Source organism: Streptomyces sp. NPDC004732, assembly GCF_040609235.1.
In the GTDB taxonomy this organism is placed as follows: Bacteria; Actinomycetota; Actinomycetes; order Streptomycetales; family Streptomycetaceae; genus Streptomyces.
On the sequence record NZ_JBEXJR010000003.1, the window covers coordinates 342,175 to 356,403 of the forward strand.

Below are 14,229 nucleotides of genomic sequence, written 5' to 3' on the forward strand. Positions count from 1 at the left end.
ATCTGGGCGGATGTTGCTCTACGCCCCGGCGGCCCTCCTCTTCCTCGTCTTCTGTTGGCGGATGGTGCGCGAGCGCCGCCGGTTCGGCAACGCGGTCATCCTCGGCCTCGCCGCGCTCTGCGGCCTCGCGGCCTGGATGTACCAACTGATCTCGTCCGGCTCCACGACCGGGCTCGTCATCGCCGCCACGCTGCTCGCGCTGGGAGCCGTGGGCATCCTCGTCCTCGTGGGGCTGCTCTTCCTCAACGGACTGCAGATGGTGCGCAAGGAGGGCAGAAGCCCCTCCAACCTGCTGTCCCTGATGGGCGCGTTGTGCATCATCGGCGTCGTGGCCCTGGCCGTCACGGCGGCCGTGCTGCGGACGCCGGTGCTGATCGGAGTGGGCACGGCGGCGCTCGGCCTCGCCTGTTACCTCTCGTTCCTGTTCCTGAGCTTCGTCGTGTACGCGTTCCTCTACGGCCGTATGCGCATTCGCCGCAAGGCCGACTACGTGGTCGTACTGGGCTCCGGTCTCCTCGGCGGTTCCACGGTGCCGCCGCTGCTTGCCAGCCGCCTCGAACGGGCCCGGGAGGTGCACGCGCAGCTCAGCAGGAACGGCGGCTCTCCGCTGCTCATCGCCTCCGGTGGCCAGGGGCCGGACGAGGACGTGCCGGAATCCCACGCGATGGCCGACTACCTGGTGGAGCGGGGCTTCCCCGCGGATCTGATCGAGCGGGAGGACCGGTCGACGACGACCGACGAGAACCTGCGGTTCAGCAAGGCGATCATGGAGAAGACCGGCTCCGGCTACCGGTGCGTCGTCGTCACGAACAACTACCACGCCTTCCGCGCGGCGCTCATGGCCCGCCGGGCCGGGGTCAAGGGGCAGGTGGTCGGCTCGACCACGGCGGCGTACTTCTGGCCCAACGCGACGATCCGCGAGTTCGTGGCCGTCCTCGTCGCCTACAAGCGGACCAACATCGCCATGTGTCTGCTGTTCGTCCTGGGCGGCGTCCTGGCGTGGGCGACTCGTTGAGTCCCGACCGGCCCGCTCACGCGTTCCGCCCGCACCGCGAGCGGAACGCGTGAGCGGCCGCGCATCCCTGTCCCACGAAGGTGCGCGGCCGCTCAGCTCGGAGGTGGAGCCGCCCACTGACCGGTCAGCGACTCCCGCAGGATGTCACCCCTGCACTGATCGCCTGCCCACCTCCAAGAGGGATACACACCCGGGATTCATGTCGAATCCCGCACCACCAGCTCCGGCTCGAAGATCAGCGACGTCGGCTCCGTCCGGACGCCCTGGACGTGTTCCTGGAGCAGCCTCGCCATGGCCGCCGCCATCTCCTCCACCGGCTGGCGGACGGTGGTGAGCGGCGGACGACAGGTGAGCGCCACGCTGGAGTCGTCGAAGCCGACCACCGCCACCTGCTGCGGGACCTGTCCGCCCCGCTCGCGCAGCAGCTCGCACACGCCCTGCGCCATGAGGTCGTTGGCCACGAACACTCCGTCCAGTCCGGGGTGCTCGGCCAGCAGCCCGGCCATCGCAGCGGCGCCGCTCTCCCGGGTGAAGGAACCCTCCGCCATCGGCACGTACGCCGTCCCGGCACGCTCCAGCGCCTCCCGGAAACCGGCGAGCCGCTCCTGTCCGGCGGGCAGGTCCAGTGGTCCCGTGACGGTCGCAAGGCGCCGTCGGCCGCGCGCGAGGAGATGCTCCGCGGCCAGCCGTCCGCCCTCGCGGTGGGCCAGGTCGACGTAACTGACCGGGACGGGCAGCGCGGGCCGTGCGAAGCACACGGCGGGCAGCCCCTCGGCGACGAGCTGCGACGGCAGCGGATCCTCCGCGTGCGTGGAGACCACGAGGGCCCCGTCGGCGCTGCCCTGCCGGAGGAACTCCGTCACCTGTTTCCTGGCCGCGGCGCTCTCGGCGACCATCAGGACCGGGTGCATCGACCGCGGCCGCAGGAATCCGACCACGCCGCTGATCACCCGGCCGAAGAACGGATCGGCGAACACCCGGGCCGCGAAGGCGTTCTGCACGCCGTCGCCGGGACGGCCGTCGTCATCGCGGCCACCGGTTCGGCCGTCGTCGTTCTCCTCGCCCGCGCCCGAGATGACCAAGGCGATGGTTTCCGTGCGCCGGGTGACCAGGGAGCGTGCCGCCCGGTTGGGCGCGTATCCGGTGCGCTCGATCGCCTCACGCACCACGTCCCGGATGGCCGGGTCGACGTTGCGCACTCCGTTGATCACCCGGGACACCGTGGCACGGGAGACTCCCGCCTCCCGTGCCACGTCCTCGAGCGTCAGCGACTGTCTCTCCATGCGTGCACTCTAACTTCCCTGCACAGCAAGGTGATAGAGCGCTCTCCCAGCGTGCGGCCGCCGTCGGCGGTGGACACCGGATTCACCGGTAGACGCCGAACTCGTAGAGCGAGTAGCCCCATCCGGTGCCGCGGGCGGTCCCGTGCACGCGGACGTAGCGGCCGGTGCCGTTGACGTCGAAGTCGTCGATGCCGCCGTTGCCGTCCTTCACCTCGTGGACGGTCCGCCAGTTCTGTCCGTCGTCGGAGGTCTGGATCGTGTAGGCCTTCGCGTACGACGTCTCCCAGTTGAGCTGGACGTGCTTGAACGACTGGCCGGAGCCGAGGTCGACCTGCAGCCACTGGGGGTCGCTCCAGTCACTGGCCCAGCGGGTGGTGGCCTTTCCGTCGACGGCGCCCGCGGCGGTGCAGGGGCAGTCGCCGCCCCCGGCCTGCTGCGAGGAGGCCTTCGCCGTCTTGCCGAGGGCGATGTTCGTGCCGTCGACCGGCGGGGCCACCACACGCACCGAGCGCGTCTCGACGCCCACGTTGCCCTTGCCGTCGGTGACCTTGACGTAGATCTTCCACACGCCCGTCCGGTCCGGCGCGGTGACCTTCAGACGGCCGTTGCCCTCGTCGGTGTGGCGCAGGGGCGTCAGGTTCTTGTCCTTGTCGATGTACGTGCTGTTGGCGAGGACTTCATAGCTCAGGGCGTCCCCGTCGGGGTCGGTCGCCTTCGTGGTCAGGGTGAGCGCGCCGCCCGCCGGAACCTTGGACGCGTCGCCCTCGACGGTCATCCCGGAGATGACGGGCGGGGTGTTGTCCCGGGAGGTGTCCGCACCGTACGCCTTCTTCACCGCGTGGTACGCGAGCCGCTTCTGGCCCGCGGGCAGGAGGTTGAACCAGATGCCGCCGAAGTCGTACTCGGTCCCGTAGTGGAACATCGTGGCGCCCAGCGCGACGCCCTTGTGGCCGGTGACGCAGTTCCAGGCCTTGGTGTAACCCTCGGCCTTGGCCCGGTCGGTGGGCTCTTCCGGTACTCCGTTGGCGTCGTCCGGCACCTCCCACTCGCCCGCGGGGCCGGTCTCGGTGACGATGTACGGCTTGGTGTAACCGCCCTGCTCCCAGGTGGACTTGATGTCGCACACCGCGTTGTAGGAGTTCACGGCGTACAGGTCGAGGTCGGGGGCGTTCTTCTTGTAGTAGGGCCAGGCGCCGGTCCATGCGTCGGTGGAGGTGACGGGGTGGTCGGGGTCGACGGCGTGGATCTTCTTGGTGATGTCGTTGACGAAGGTGGTGTAGGCGTCGCGCTGGCGCTCGAGCTCCGCGCCGGTGTAGCAGTTCTGCAGCCCGAGCACCGACTCGTTGCCGACGTTCCACATCAGGACGCCGGGGTGGTCCTTGTAGGTCTGCACCCACTTGGGGAACTCGTTGAGCATCTGGTTCTTGTACGTGCTGTCGGTCAGGTAGTTCACGCAGCCGCCGCTGCCGGGGCCGCCGCCCGGCTGCAGCCAGAAGCCCGCGACGACCTTGACTCCGTGGGCGGCGGCCGAGTCGAAAAGGGGCTTGCTGGAGGCGTCGGTGCCCCAGGTCCGGATGGTGTTGACGCCCATGGACTTGACGTCGGGCATGTACTTCTCGGCGTCGGCGACGCTCGGCCCCCAGGTCAGGCCCTTGATCTGGTAGGGGGAACCGTTCACCGACAGCTGCCAGTTCCCCTGCGAGCCGGTCACCTTCACCACGTTCCCGGCGGCGCCGGCCTGCTGGGCGGGCAGGGCGAGGGCGCCGGAGGCGAGCAGGGCGACCGTGAGCGGTACGGCCAGGCGCCGTCTTGTCGGCGGACGGGGTGTGCGGACTGTGGGCATGCGGGATCTCCTGGGGGGTCTGGGGGGGGTGGGGTCGTGCTGGAGGGGGATGGCCCGACGCTCACCGCGCCGGGCCGGATGCCTCGGAGGAGCGGGGCGGTCAGGGCAGTTCGTAGTTCTCGTCGAGCGCGGCGCCCGCTTCGGGGTGGGTCTCGTCGTATCCGCGGGCGTTGCACTGCAGCCCGCCGACGACACAGTGGTCGACCAGGGCCTTGAGGGTCGCGGGGTCCCAGGCGTTGAAGAAGTCGTAGTGGAACGAGTGGCCCTCGCCGCTCGCCAGTTTCACCTTCGACAGGTCACCGTTGACGGGGAACGCCATCTTGAACTCGATCATCGGCAGCGCCACCGGGTGGGACGTCGGGCAGACGTTGTCGTTCGTCCCCGCCTTCACCGTCGGGTACGACATGTGGCTCTGGTGGTCCGGCGTGTCGAGGTTCTTGCCGTCCCAGCAACTGGGCGCCTGGAAGCGGATGTTGAGCTGGGTGTCCGCCGAGGTCGGGCAGTTCTTGGGGATGTCGACGTTGAAGTAGCTCTCGCCGCACTCCCAGCCCTCGACGAAGCCCGGGTGGCGCCGGAACTCGTCGGCGCTCTGCATCGGGCTGCCGACGACGTAGCGCAGCCCCTCCGGGAACGGGCGGACGCTGGTGTAGTCGGTGACGCCCGACTTGTAGTAGATGACCTGCGGGCCCACCGGAAGGACCGGCTCACCGTTCTTCAGGAGAGTGGGCATCCAGTACGCCGACTTGTCACCGGGAGCCTTGCACGCGGTGTTCCCCCGCTTCAGGGAGTCCGTGGTGCTGTGCGCGTCCGTCGTCCTGTTGCCCATGAACGTGTGGTCGTGGGACTTGCCCGGCTGGCCCGGATAGACGATCGGGTCGTCCGGCCTGGTGTGCGTCACCGAGCAGTTGGCCTGGAACTCGTGGAAGTAGCGGTGGGGCGGCGCCTTCACCGACGGCCGCGACCCGGTGACCGGCGACGTCGCCGGGATGGTGCCGTCACCGTCGCGGTCCTCCGCCGCGGCGACCGTGGACGGCGCCATCGTGTGCCCCTGGTGGTGCGCGGAGACGGGGGCCGGGGCGGAGACGGAGGCTGAGGCGGAGTCCGCGCCCGCCGCCATGCCGCCAACCCCCAGCGAGGTCACCAGGAGCGCGCCGGATATCAGTAACCCTGAAACGATCTTCGATCTCCGTGCCATGGAGACCTCCTGCCGAGTCGGTCGGGAATGGATCGGGAGAGATTGAGAGAGAGCGGGAGCGAGAGCGGGAGAGCGCTCTCCCGATTCGGAGTGTTGCGGTCCTGGCGCGAGCGTGTCAATAGAAAGTGAACGCTTCCGAGCCACCCCCGCACCACGGCGCCACCCACCCCTCGGGGGCGCCGCACCCCGTGGAACCCCTGCGACAACTGGGTCTGTACAGCAGTTTTTTGATGTGCCATCAGGGACAACACCGGCAACTACAGAGCTACCTCTTGACGCGCCCCTCACTCGGATGAACTATTCCCGGTCAAGAGAGCGCTCCCTCGGCCCCTGATCGTTCACTTCCTGAAACAGGAGAGCCCCATGCCAACCACCCCCACACGCCGCACCGTTCTGGGCGCCATCGCCGCGTCGGCCGCCGGCGCAGGCCTCGCCGCCACCGCCACCCCGGCAACGGCAACGGCACGGACTCCCGCCGCCGCCCTGCCCGGCGGCGGCGACCTCGGGCCCAACGTGATCGTCTTCTCGCCCTCCACATCCGGCATCCAGGCCAGACTCGACGAGATCTTCAAGCAGCAGGAGAGCGCCCAGTTCGGCACCGGGCGCTACGCGCTGCTGTTCAAGCCGGGCACGTACAACGGGCTCAACGCCCAACTCGGCTTCTACACCTCGATCGCGGGCCTCGGCCTCTCCCCAGACGACACGTCGATCAACGGTGACGTGACCGTCGACGCGGGCTGGTTCAACGGCAACGCCACGCAGAACTTCTGGCGTTCGGCGGAGAACCTCGCCCTCACCCCGGTCAACGGCACCAACCGGTGGGCCGTGGCGCAGGCGGCCCCCTTCCGCCGGATGCACATCAGGGGCGGGCTCAACCTGGCGCCCAACGGCTACGGCTGGGCCAGCGGCGGCTACATCGCGGACAGCAGGATCGACGGCAGCGTCGGCCCGTACTCGCAGCAGCAGTGGTACACCCGTGACAGCTCCGTGGGCGGCTGGCTCAACGCCGTCTGGAACATGGTGTTCTCCGGAGTCCAGGGCGCGCCGGGGCAGAGCTTCCCGAACCCCCCGTACACCACACTGGAGACCACACCGATCTCACGCGAGAAGCCCTTCCTGTACCTCGACGGCGCGGACTACCGGGTGTTCCTGCCGGAGAAGCGGACCAACGCGCGCGGCACGACCTGGGGCAACGGCACTCCCCGCGGTACGTCGCTGCCGCTCACCCAGTTCTACGTCGCCAAGCCCGGCACCAGTGCCGCCACGATGAACGAGGCCCTCGCCCAGGGCCTCCACCTCCTGCTGACGCCCGGCATCTACCACGTCGACCGCGCCATCGAGGTGAACCGCGCCAACACCGTCGTGCTCGGGCTCGGCTACGCGACGATCGTGCCCGACGGCGGCGCGTCCGCCATGAAGGTCGCCGACGTGGACGGGGTGCGGCTCGCCGGTTTCCTCATCGACGCCGGGCCGGTCAACTCCCCCGTGCTGCTCCAGGTCGGGCCGCAGGGGTCCAACAGGGACCACTCCGCCAACCCGATCACCGTCCAGGACGTCTTCATCAGGATCGGCGGCGCGGGACCCGGCAAGGCCACGCTCAGCATGGAGGTCAACAGCCGCCACACGATCATCGACCACACCTGGGTGTGGCGCGCCGACCACGGTGCCGGAGTGGGCTGGGAGACCAACCGCGCGGACATCGGCGTGCATGTCCGCGGTGACGACGTCCTGGCGACCGGCCTCTTCGTGGAGCACTTCAACAAGTACGACGTGCGGTGGTCCGGCCAGCGGGGGCGCACGATCTTCTACCAGAACGAGAAGGCGTACGACGCGCCCAACCAGGCGGCGATCCAGGACGGGAACGTCAAGGGCTTCGCCGCCTACAAGGTCGACAGCTCCGTGACGTCCCACGAGGGCTGGGGCATGGGCAGCTACTGCAACTACACCTCGGACCCCTCGATCCGCCAGGACCACGGCTTCGCCGCCCCGAAGACGTCCGGCGTCAAGTTCCACAACCTCCTGGTCGTGTCACTCGGGGGCAAGGGGCAGTACGAGCACGTCATCAACGACACCGGCGCCGCCACGTCGGGCAGCTCGACCGTGCCCTCGACGGTGGTCTCCTACCCCTGATCCGCATCGCAGCAGGGCCGGGCATGGGCCGGGAAGGACGGAACCGCTAGTTCCCGATTTCCCGGGTCACCCGGGCCATCCCGTGTAGGCCTCGGCGAGGTACGTCGATCCGGCGGCGGAGTCCACCACGGCGTTCAGCTCGCCGAGCTGGCGGCGCACGTCGAAGTCGGTGGTGTCGGGCAGCCGGTGCAGCATCGACGTCATCCAGTACGAGAAGTGCTGGGCCCGCCATATGCGGCGCAGCGCCCGGGGACCGTACGTGTCGAGGGCGGTGCGGTCACGCCCGCGGACGGCGCTCTCCACCGCTTCGGCGAGCACCCGCACGTCGGCCAGTGCGAGGTTGAGCCCTTTCGCCCCGGTGGGCGGGACGGTGTGGGCGGCGTCCCCGGCCAGCAGCATGCTGCCGTACCGCATCGGCTCGCACACCAGGCTGCGGAACCGCAGCACCGAGCGGTCCGTGACAGGCCCCTCCTTGAGGGAGAAGCCGTCCGGGCCGTCCACCCTGGCCTGGAGTTCCGCCCAGATCCGGTCGTCGGACCAGTCCGCCGGATCCTCGTCCGGGTCGCACTGGAAGTACATGCGCTGCACGGACTCGGTGCGTTGGCTGATGAGCGCGAAGCCCCGCGGGGAGTGGGTGTAGACGAGTTCGGCGGCGCTGGGCGGCGCCTGGACGAGGACGCCGAACCAGGCGAACGGGTACGCGCGGAAGTAGTGCGTACGGGATGCCTCGGGCACCGCGGACCGGCACACTCCGTGCGCCCCGTCGGCGCCGACCAGGATGTCGCACCGCACCTCGTGGGGCCGCCCGTCGGCGTCGTCGAACAGGATGCCGGGGTGCTCCGTCGTCAGGTCGACGACCCGGGTTCCCGTGATGCCGAAGCGGACGTCCGCACCGTCGCGCTCGCGGGCGTCGGCGAGGTCGGTGAACACGTCGGTCTGCGGATAGAGCCAGACGCTCTCGCCGACCAGCCCCTGGAAGTCGATCCGGTGACTGGCGCCCTCGAAGCGCAGCTCGATCCCCTCGTGCCGTTGCCCGTCGTGCAGCACGCGGTCGGAGACTCCGGTGTCGGTCAGCAGCCGGACGCTGTCGGCCTCCAGGATTCCCGCCCGGCCGGTGCCCTCGATCCGCGCCCGGGTGCGGTGGTCGACCACGACCGATTCGATGCCGCCGCGCGCCAGCAGGTGGGAGAGCATGAGGCCCGCCGGGCCCGCGCCGACGATGCCGACCGTGGTGCGCGTGAGCTCTGGGGCCATGGCTCATCCCTTCGGGGATCGCGTCCGCCGCCGGACGGATGCGTCAGCCGTTCGCCAGGATGGCGTCGACCGTCTCGTCCAGGGACAGCCCGGAGCTGTCGAACCACTCGCCCTCTCCCTTGAGTTCGCCGCGCATCGCCTCGTCGAGGAACGACCAGTCGTCGGCGAGGACCTTGTCCCGTGCGGTGAGCCGCCGCGCGACGACGTCCATCGACGGGGCAAGGACGATCAGGCGCAGCGGCAGGTCCTTCAGCTGCTCCCGGTAGAACTCCAGGTGTGCGCGCCGGACGACCACGTCGTCGATGACCGGGACGACCCCGGCGGCGTGGAAGCTGCGGGCGAGGACGGCTCCGTTGCGCGCGCGCAGGAGGAGTTGGCGGTCCGCCTCGACGTCTTCCTCGGGCTTGGGCAGGTGGTTTCCCGAGACGATCAGGTCCTGGAGGTGGTCGCCTTCGATGTGCGCGCCGAGGGGGAACCTGCGGGCGAGGCCGTCCGACACGGAACTCTTCCCTGAGCCCGGAATGCCGACGACGAGGAACACGTGCGGCGCCGGTTCCGTGTCGACGACCTGACCCTGGAACGAAGTGTCCGGCATGCTTCCCCACTCTCCGACCGCTCACGACTCGTCTGCGTCGCCAGCCTAGGTGGGGCGGTGGACCGCCCGCTGCCGGATAGATGCAATTGCAACGCATCATGATCAAAACTGCTTCACATCACGCACACAATCTGCACCGCGATCTTTACCCAACGGTTGATCGCTGGACCAATTCCCAGCTCAGGGGCTGTAATTACTCATTCTTTGGCAAGATTTTGCTCTGTCATCAATCAGTAATGCGATGGCAAAGTGATGGTCACGACGGCCCTCCAGGCTGTCACCGGGGCGACAGGCGCCCACCGTCACGGCGGGCCAGTGCCGTCCCGCTGTCACCATCGACCCGACCACACCGCGTCCCGGCCCGCCGGAGCGACGCAGGAGGCAGGCCACCTTGAAATCACTGATCGACAACGCCCGTTCGTTCGCCACGACACACGTGGCGGACCCCCGGAACGCAGCGGCCTTCCAGGCCCTTGAAGCCGGGCAGTCACCCGAAGCCCTGTTCGTCACGTGTTCCGACTCGCGCGTCGTCCCGGCCCTGATCACCGGAGCACGCCCCGGCGAGCTCTTCGAACTCCGCACGGCGGGCAATGTCGTCCCGCCCTACCCCGCGGCCGGACTCGGCGGCCGCGTGGACGGCCCCATGAGCGAGGCGGCCACCATCGAGTACGCCGTGTGCGTGCTGGGAGTCCGCGACATCGTCGTCTGCGGACACTCGCACTGCGGCGCGGTGGGCGCGCTGGTCCGGCGCGAAGACCTGTCGGCGGTCCCGGCCGTGCGCGACTGGCTCGAGCACTCCGTCGCCCCGGACGACGCCCTGCGCTCACTGGCTGCGACCTCGCCCGACGTGTCGGAGGCCGTGCAGACACACGTGCTTGCGCAGGTCGAGAGGTTGCGGGCGTACCCCTGTGTGCGCGAGCGGGTCGCCGACGGCTCCCTCACCCTGCACGCCTGGTACTACGAAGTACACACGGGCACCGTCTCCGCCCACCGGCCGCAGGACACCGGCCGCCCCTCGTTCAGTCCCCTGTGAACGCCGCCGCGCTCCTCTGACCGGCCCGTTCCCACGACAGGACCCCCCCTCATGTCCATTCCCTCCCCTCTCTCCCCCCTCCGCGAGCCCTTCCGCGCCCTGCGCGAACCGGGCGTGCTGCGCCGGGACATCCTCGCCTCGCTCGTCGTCTTCCTCGTCGCCCTGCCGCTCTGCGTCGGTGTGGCCGTCGCCTCCGGCGTACCGGCCGAACTGGGCCTGGTCACCGGCATCGTCGGCGGCCTGGTCGTCGGCTGTCTGCCGGGCAGCGCCCTGCAGGTGAGCGGTCCCGCCGCCGGGCTGACCGTGCTCGTCTTCGAGGCCGTGCGCGAGTTCGGGCTCAGCATGCTCGGCGCGATCGTGCTGCTCACCGGCGCGCTCCAGATCGCCCTCGGCCTCCTCCGCTGCGGCCGTTGGTTCCGTGCGATATCGGTCTCCGTCGTCCAGGGCATGCTGGCGGGCATCGGCCTCGTGCTGATCTTCGGCCAGCTCTACACCATGGCAGGGGCGAAGCAGCCGCTCTCCGGCGTCGACAAGATCACCGGCCTGCCAGGGCTGCTCGCCGACACCGTCGGGGACACCACGTCGCTGACCGCCGCGGCCGTCGGACTCGGCACGATCGCCGTCCTCGTGCTGTGGCCGAAGCTGCCGTCCGCGGCTCGTGTCGTGCCCGCCCCGCTGGCCGCCGTGGCCCTCGCGACGGCCGTGACCGCCGGTTTCGGCCTCGACGTGGCGAACGTCTCGGTGCGCGGCATGGTGGACGCCATCCAGCCGCCGGGACTGGGCGATCTCGCGGACCTCGGCAGCGTGGCCGTGCTCGGCACCGTGCTGGCCTTCACGCTGATCGCGTCGGCCGAGTCGCTGTTCAGCGCGGCAGCCGTGGACCGCATGCACGACGGGCCCCGCACGCACTACGACAAGGAGCTCGTCGCCCAGGGCGTCGGCAACACGGTGTGCGGTGTGCTCGGTGCCCTGCCGATGACCGCGGTCATCGTCCGCAGCTCCGCCAACGTCCAGGCCGGTGCGCGCACCCCGCTCTCCCGGATCCTGCACGGCGTGTGGCTGCTGCTGTTCGCGGTGCTCCTGCCCGCCGCGCTCGGCATCATCCCGCTCGCGGCGCTCGCCGGTGTCCTGGTGCACGCGGGCTGCAAACTGATCCCCTTCAAGGAGATCGTCCCGCTGGCCCGCGCCCACCGCGGCGAGGCGATCGTCCTCGCCGTCACGGCGATCGCCATCGTGGTGACCAACATGTTCGAGGGCGTGGTCCTCGGCCTGGTGCTCGCGGTGGCCAAGTCCGCCTGGGACACCTCCCATGTCCAGCTGGACGTACGGGAGTTGACCGACGGCAGGATGGTGGTGACCCTCACCGGGAACGCCACGTTCCTGCGGCTCCCCCGCATCCTGGAGACGCTGGAAGCCATGCCTCAGAACCGGCCCATCGAGCTGGACCTGACGGAGGTCCGCCACCTGGACCACGCCTGCCGCACGACGCTGGAGAACTGGGCGCTGCGGCACAACGACAGCGGCACGGAAGCCGTACGGATGAAAACGCTTCCGGTGGCCAAGGCCTGACGGCCCTCTCACGCCACCAGCCGCTTACCGTTTCCCCCCCTGCTCCGGGGGCCGGGCATCGACGCCCGGCCCCCGGTGTCCCCACCCCCCTCGGCACAGCGTGCCGACCAACCATGGAGGTTTCACCGTGGAGAAGCTCATCAAGCGCATGACGCAGGAGTCCGTGTGGCAGAAGTGGGTCGCCGTCAACTCGGCCCAGGGCGGCGCGGGCGCGAAGGACGGCTGCATCAGCGCCACGCCGAAGAGCGGCTGCATCAGCGCCACCGGCAAGACCGGCTGTATCTCCTGACCCGTTGACCCGGCGGGCGGTGGCGGCGGCAGCAGCCGCGGCCACCGCCCGCCCGGCCCCCGCCCCGTCCCGCCCAGCCCAGCCCCGGAGCCCCCTTGAACCGCCTGCCGAGCGCCGACGTCCTGGACCAGGTCCGGGACATCCCCCTCTACCGCGCCTCCGTCGAACGCGGCGACTTCCCGATCCTGGAGAAGCCCGAGATCGCCGAGGGCTTCCCCGCCAACTGGATGACGCCCGGCCTGGAAAAGGCCCTGGAGACGGGCGATGCCGAGTTCGTCCTGTCCACCGGGACCAACCACGCCCGTATGCAGATCATCCGGCCGCCGTACTTCCTGCTCCGCTCCTACTACCGCCTGTGGAGCGAACACCCCGAGCTCGGCGCGCTCTGGCACGCGGGAGCACGGCGGGTCTCACTGACCACCGTCCTCGCCACCGAGCACGTCGCCCGCGTCAACGCCCGCAAGCCGGACGCCACGCCCGGTGAGCGCTGGCTGGACGACCGGACCCTGTACCTCAACCGTCGGCTGGACCCGGACGACTGGGACCGTGCCGAGGTCGGGCGGATGCTCGCCGAGATCCGTGAGGTGAGCGCCGCGCACCCCACGGGCTCGTACCTCCTGGACTGCTCCGGATACCACCTGGCGCACCTGGCCAGGAAGGTCACCGAGTGGGACCTGTGGGACCGCTTCCCGCGCCCGGCAGGGATCATCCACGCCTACGAGTACACGCCGCTGAACGTCCGCGCGTATCTGCGCACCCACTTCGACTGCCCCATCGTCGACCTCTTCGGCAGCACGGAACTGGGCTATCTCTTCTACAGCGAAGAGGACGGCCGCTACCGCCCCTATCTGCACGACATGAGCGTGGAACTGATTCCGGTGGAACCGGGCAGCGGCATCCACAGCCTCATCGTCACCAGCATCCGCAACCCGTACATGCCGCTGGTCCGCTACCGGTCCGGCGACTGCGTCCGCACCGCCGACGGCAGCCCCGACCCGGAGCGGATCGTCTCCTTCTGCGGTCGTGAGAAGGAGCTGCTCGCCACGCCCGGGGGGCCCGTCGCCCAGGCCGACCTCGACGCCCGGGTCACCGCCGCCGCGCCCCGTGTCTTCCTGCACCAGCTGCGCCTCACCGGCGAGGGCCGGTGCGCGCTGTGGTGCACGACCTTCGACGGGCAGCCGCTCACGACCGCGGAGACGTCCGAACTGGCCGCGGCGGTGGGGACGTTGACCGGGCGCACCTGCCTCGTGGAGCACCGCACCCACGTACCGATCGGGCGCTCCGGCAAGTACGCCTGGCTGACCACGCCCTGACGACAGCAACGACAGCAACGCCAGCGACGACCACCACCCGACAGGAACCGCCATGCAGACCTCCGCAGCGCACCCGCCCGCCACGACAGGACCGGCCCCCACCGCCGAGGAGCTGCTCGGCACCGACCTGCACGCCGAGGTGGTACGGCACTTCGCGGCGAAGCCCGGCGCCCCGGACCTCCCGTACATCACCCACCAGGTCCGCGAGTGTCTCCGCTACCTCTACCTGGTCTCCCGCCACCCGGACCGCCTCGCCGGGCTCTTCCTCCCCGTCGAGCAGGACATCGACGAGGTCTGGCACTACCTCATCCTGCAGACCCGGGAGTACCGGGAACTGTGCGAACAGCGTCTGCCCGGCGGCCACTTCATCCACCACAGGAGTGTTTCGTACGACGCGTACCAGCAGGAGCCGGGGCGCGAGACGGCCGCGGAGGAGGCGCTGCGGTGGATCCCCCTGTACACCGCCGCGTTCGGCCCGTACGACGAGGACGCCCTGCCGCACTGGACGGTCGTGCGGTTCCTCCACGAGGTGCTCGAGCTGTCCCTGACGGAGATCGCTTCGCTGGCCGACGGTTCGGAGGACTGAAGGCTCCGTCCAACTCGCCTCATGTGAGCGGCATTTGCCGCCGGTCGACCGACCCCGAACAGGCTGCGCCATAGTAATGTGACATTTTACTGTCCCGTTCGCGTCGCCTCCAGGGAGTCCTCGT

General features: G+C 69.8%; 12 protein-coding genes. 7 read left to right on the forward strand and 5 right to left on the reverse strand.

The genetic code is table 11. The features are described from left to right. The first annotated feature begins 10 nt into the window (after window positions 1-10). On the forward strand, window positions 11-1,015 hold the full coding sequence (locus ABZV77_RS10625) for a YdcF family protein (protein WP_356253263.1): 1,005 nt from the start codon (window positions 11-13) through the stop codon (window positions 1,013-1,015). 197 nt (window positions 1,016-1,212) lie between these two features. On the opposite strand, the gene ABZV77_RS10630 is transcribed toward ABZV77_RS10625, so the two are convergent. The 3 genes from ABZV77_RS10630 to ABZV77_RS10640 form a co-directional block, all read right to left on the reverse strand. Next, a complete protein-coding gene (locus ABZV77_RS10630) occupies window positions 1,213-2,298 on the reverse strand; it encodes a LacI family DNA-binding transcriptional regulator (RefSeq protein ID WP_356253265.1) in 1,086 nt (361 codons plus the stop codon). 82 nt (window positions 2,299-2,380) lie between these two features. Then, complete coding sequence (locus ABZV77_RS10635; RefSeq protein ID WP_356253267.1) at window positions 2,381-4,141, reverse strand: discoidin domain-containing protein; 1,761 nt, start codon at window positions 4,139-4,141, stop codon at window positions 2,381-2,383. 100 nt (window positions 4,142-4,241) lie between these two features. Then, window positions 4,242-5,336 (reverse strand): DUF1996 domain-containing protein, encoded by a 1,095-nt coding sequence (locus ABZV77_RS10640; RefSeq protein WP_356253269.1) that lies wholly within the window; start codon window positions 5,334-5,336, stop codon window positions 4,242-4,244. Window positions 5,337-5,699: 363 nt separating this feature from the next. On the opposite strand from ABZV77_RS10640, the gene ABZV77_RS10645 reads away from it, so the two are divergent. Further along, complete coding sequence (locus tag ABZV77_RS10645) at window positions 5,700-7,466, forward strand: coagulation factor 5/8 type domain-containing protein (RefSeq protein WP_356253271.1); 1,767 nt, start codon at window positions 5,700-5,702, stop codon at window positions 7,464-7,466. A gap of 66 nt (window positions 7,467-7,532) precedes the next feature. Here the strand turns inward: ABZV77_RS10645 and ABZV77_RS10650 are convergent, their stop codons facing one another. Continuing rightward, a complete protein-coding gene (locus ABZV77_RS10650; protein WP_356253272.1) occupies window positions 7,533-8,720 on the reverse strand; it encodes a 4-hydroxybenzoate 3-monooxygenase in 1,188 nt (395 codons plus the stop codon). Between the two features lie 43 nt (window positions 8,721-8,763). Next, window positions 8,764-9,315: an AAA family ATPase gene (locus ABZV77_RS10655; RefSeq protein ID WP_356253274.1), complete on the reverse strand. Its 552-nt coding sequence runs from the start codon at window positions 9,313-9,315 to the stop codon at window positions 8,764-8,766. Between the two features lie 436 nt (window positions 9,316-9,751). Here ABZV77_RS10655 and ABZV77_RS10660 point away from each other — a divergent pair, with 436 nt between their 5' ends. The 5 genes from ABZV77_RS10660 to ABZV77_RS10680 all read left to right on the forward strand — a co-directional run bounded on the left by ABZV77_RS10660 (window position 9,752) and on the right by ABZV77_RS10680 (window position 14,105). Next, window positions 9,752-10,348 carry a carbonic anhydrase gene (locus ABZV77_RS10660; RefSeq protein ID WP_356254269.1) on the forward strand — a complete coding sequence of 199 codons (597 nt, stop codon included), beginning with the start codon at window positions 9,752-9,754 and terminating at the stop codon, window positions 10,346-10,348. Window positions 10,349-10,399: 51 nt separating this feature from the next. Next, window positions 10,400-11,917: a SulP family inorganic anion transporter gene (locus ABZV77_RS10665; RefSeq protein WP_356253276.1), complete on the forward strand. Its 1,518-nt coding sequence runs from the start codon at window positions 10,400-10,402 to the stop codon at window positions 11,915-11,917. A 127-nt stretch (window positions 11,918-12,044) separates the two neighbouring features. After that, window positions 12,045-12,206, forward strand: coding sequence for a hypothetical protein (locus ABZV77_RS10670; protein WP_356253278.1), 162 nt, complete (start codon window positions 12,045-12,047; stop codon window positions 12,204-12,206). A 95-nt stretch (window positions 12,207-12,301) separates the two neighbouring features. Then, on the forward strand, window positions 12,302-13,519 hold the full coding sequence (locus tag ABZV77_RS10675) for a hypothetical protein (protein ID WP_356253280.1): 1,218 nt from the start codon (window positions 12,302-12,304) through the stop codon (window positions 13,517-13,519). A 52-nt stretch (window positions 13,520-13,571) separates the two neighbouring features. Then, window positions 13,572-14,105 carry a hypothetical protein gene (locus ABZV77_RS10680; RefSeq protein WP_356253281.1) on the forward strand — a complete coding sequence of 178 codons (534 nt, stop codon included), beginning with the start codon at window positions 13,572-13,574 and terminating at the stop codon, window positions 14,103-14,105. Window positions 14,106-14,229: the final 124 nt, after the last annotated feature.

Excerpts from the sequence above, each read along its gene's own strand:
- ABZV77_RS10645 (WP_356253271.1), top strand. The coding sequence starts at position 5,700 with ATGCCAACCACCCCCACACGCCGCACCGTTCTGGGCGCCATCGCCGCG.
- ABZV77_RS10640 (WP_356253269.1), bottom strand. The coding sequence starts at position 5,336 with ATGGCACGGAGATCGAAGATCGTTTCAGGGTTACTGATATCCGGCGCG.
- ABZV77_RS10680 (WP_356253281.1), top strand. The coding sequence starts at position 13,572 with ATGCAGACCTCCGCAGCGCACCCGCCCGCCACGACAGGACCGGCCCCC.
- ABZV77_RS10635 (WP_356253267.1), bottom strand. The coding sequence starts at position 4,141 with ATGCCCACAGTCCGCACACCCCGTCCGCCGACAAGACGGCGCCTGGCC.
- ABZV77_RS10665 (WP_356253276.1), top strand. The coding sequence starts at position 10,400 with ATGTCCATTCCCTCCCCTCTCTCCCCCCTCCGCGAGCCCTTCCGCGCC.
- ABZV77_RS10655 (WP_356253274.1), bottom strand. The coding sequence starts at position 9,315 with ATGCCGGACACTTCGTTCCAGGGTCAGGTCGTCGACACGGAACCGGCG.
- ABZV77_RS10625 (WP_356253263.1), top strand. The coding sequence starts at position 11 with ATGTTGCTCTACGCCCCGGCGGCCCTCCTCTTCCTCGTCTTCTGTTGG.
- ABZV77_RS10630 (WP_356253265.1), bottom strand. The coding sequence starts at position 2,298 with ATGGAGAGACAGTCGCTGACGCTCGAGGACGTGGCACGGGAGGCGGGA.
- ABZV77_RS10650 (WP_356253272.1), bottom strand. The coding sequence starts at position 8,720 with ATGGCCCCAGAGCTCACGCGCACCACGGTCGGCATCGTCGGCGCGGGC.